A 2,810-nucleotide genomic window follows, 5' to 3' on the forward strand; every position below is an offset into this window, starting at 1 on the left:
AGGCGAACGAAGCGAACTGAAACATCTAAGTAGCTTCAGGAAAAGAAATCAACCGAGATTCCGAAAGTAGCGGCGAGCGAAATCGGATCAGCCCAGCACTCGATAGCAGCCAACTTACGGGAACGGTCTGGAAAGTCCGGCCATAGAGGGTGATAGCCCCTTACTGGAAAAGGCAGCTGTGGTACTAAGTGTGCGATAAGTAGAGCGGGACACGTGACATCCTGCTCGAAGATGGGGGGACCATCCTCCAAGGCTAAATACTCGTGATCGACCGATAGCGTACCAGTACTGTGAAGGAAAGGTTAAAAGAACCCCGGGAGGGGAGTGAAATAGATCCTGAAACCGCATACATACAAACAGTAGGAGCCTCGTTAAGGGGTGACTGCGTACCTTTTGCATAATGGGTCAGCGACTTACGTTTAATGGCGAGCTTAACCGTATAGGGGAGGCGCAGCGAAAGCGAGTTCGAACAGAGCGTTCAGTCGTTAGGCGTAGACCCGAAACCAGATGATCTATCCATGGCCAGGTTGAAGGTGTGGTAACACACACTGGAGGACCGAACCGACTAGTGTTGCAAAATTAGCGGATGAGCTGTGGATAGGGGTGAAAGGCTAAACAAATCTGGAGATAGCTGGTTCTCCCCGAAAACTATTGAGGTAGTGCCTCGTGTATGACTCCAGGGGGTAGAGCACTGTTATGGCTAGGGGGACATGGCGTCTTACCAAACCATGGCAAACTCCGAATACTTGGAAGTTTGAGCACGGGAGACAGAGCACCGGGTGCTAACGTCCGGACTCAAGAGGGAAACAACCCAGACCGCCGGCTAAGGTCCCTAATATTGACTAAGTGGAAAACGAAGTGGAAAGGCTAAGACAGTCAGGAAGTTGGCTTAGAAGCAGCCATCCTTCAAAGAAAGCGTAATAGCTCACTGATCGAGTCTTTCTGCGCGGAAGATGTAACGGGGCTAAGTCAATAACCGAAGCCGCGGATTCACACTTGTGTGTGAGTGGTAGGGGAGCGTTCTGTAAGCCTGCGAAGGTGACTCGTAAGGGTTGCTGGAGGTATCAGAAGTGCGAATGCTGACATGAGTAACGTTAAAGCGGGTGAAAAGCCCGCTCGCCGTAAGCCCAAGGTTTCCTGCTCTACGTTCATCGGAGCAGGGTGAGTCGGCCCCTAAGGTGAGGCTGAGAAGCGTAACTGATGGGAACAAGGTTAATATTCCTTGACCACCGCTGAATGCGAAGGGGGGACGGAGTATTGAAGATCATCCGGGTGTTGGATATCCCGGTTTGCGAGCGTAGGAGGCTGACAGGCAAATCCGTCAGCGAATCTCCGAGGCAAAGCATCGAGCTCTCTTTTGAGCGAAGTGATTGGATGTGCTTCCAGGAAAAGCCTCTAAGCTCCAGTTCAGCGGGACCGTACCGCAAACCGACACTGGTGGGCGAGCTGAATATGCTCAGGCGCTTGAGAGAACTCAGGAGAAGGAACTCGGCAAATTGACACCGTAACTTCGGGATAAGGTGTGCCTTTGTAGCGTGGAGGGAGAAACACCCCGAGCGCGAAGAGGTCTCAGATAATCGGTGGCTGCGACTGTTTATTAAAAACACAGCACTCTGCAAAGACGAAAGTCGACGTATAGGGTGTGATGCCTGCCCGGTGCTGGAAGATTAATTGATGGGGTGCAAGCTCCTGATCGAAGTCCCAGTAAACGGCGGCCGTAACTATAACGGTCCTAAGGTAGCGAAATTCCTTGTCGGGCAAGTTCCGACCTGCACGAATGGCATAACGATGGCCACACTGTCTCCTCCTGAGACTCAGTGAAGTTGAAGTGTTTGTGATGATGCAATCTCCCCGCGGCTAGACGGAAAGACCCCATGAACCTTTACTGTAGCTTTGCATTGGACTTTGAACCGATCTGTGTAGGATAGGCGGGAGCCTGTGAAACCACAACGCCAGTTGTGGCGGAGGCGTCCTTGAAATACCGCCCTGATTTGTTTGAGGTTCTAACCTGGGACAGTCATCCTGTCCGGGGACCGTGCATGGTAGGCAGTTTGACTGGGGCGGTCTCCTCCTAAAGGGTAACGGAGGAGTGCGAAGGTACGCTAGGTACGGTCGGAAATCGTGCTGATAGTGCAATGGCAAAAGCGTGCTTGACTGCGAGACCCACAAGTCGAGCAGATACGAAAGTAGGTCATAGTGATCCGGTGGCTCTGTATGGAAGGGCCATCGCTCAACGGATAAAAGGTACTCTGGGGATAACAGGCTGATACCGCCCAAGAGTTCATATCGACGGCGGTGTTTGGCACCTCGATGTCGGCTCATCTCATCCTGGGGCTGTAGCCGGTCCCAAGGGTATGGCTGTTCGCCATTTAAAGAGGTACGTGAGCTGGGTTTAAAACGTCGTGAGACAGTTTTGTCCCTATCTGCCGTGGGCGCTGGAAGATTGACGGGGGCTGCTCCTAGTACGAGAGGACCGGAGTGGACTCACCTCTGGTGTACCGGTTGTCACGCCAGTGGCATCGCCGGGTAGCTATGTGGGGAAGAGATAACCGCTGAAAGCATCTAAGCGGGAAACTTGCCTGAAGATAAGTCTTCCTGGAGGCTAGACCTCCCTAAAGAGTCGTTCGAGACCAGGACGTTGATAGGATGGGTGTGTAAGTGCTGTGAGGCACTCAGCTAACCATTACTAATTGCTCGTGAAGCTTGATCCTATAACCGTGAAGCTTTTTTGACTGAATGTCGTCAAGAGAATTTCTGAGTCAATGAATCACAGCTCAGCTTTGTTTCTGACCAAGTGAAGAATTCGCTGC

General features: G+C 52.0%; 1 rRNA gene (cut by a window edge). It reads left to right on the forward strand.

The features are described 5' to 3' along the window. Positions 1-2,711, forward strand: a 23S ribosomal RNA gene (locus HMPREF9465_RS04165); it begins 172 nt to the left of the window's first position. Positions 2,712-2,810: the final 99 nt, after the last annotated feature.

It is taken from the genome of Sutterella wadsworthensis 2_1_59BFAA, assembly GCF_000297775.1.
Classification (GTDB): domain Bacteria; phylum Pseudomonadota; class Gammaproteobacteria; order Burkholderiales; family Burkholderiaceae_F; genus Sutterella; species Sutterella wadsworthensis_A.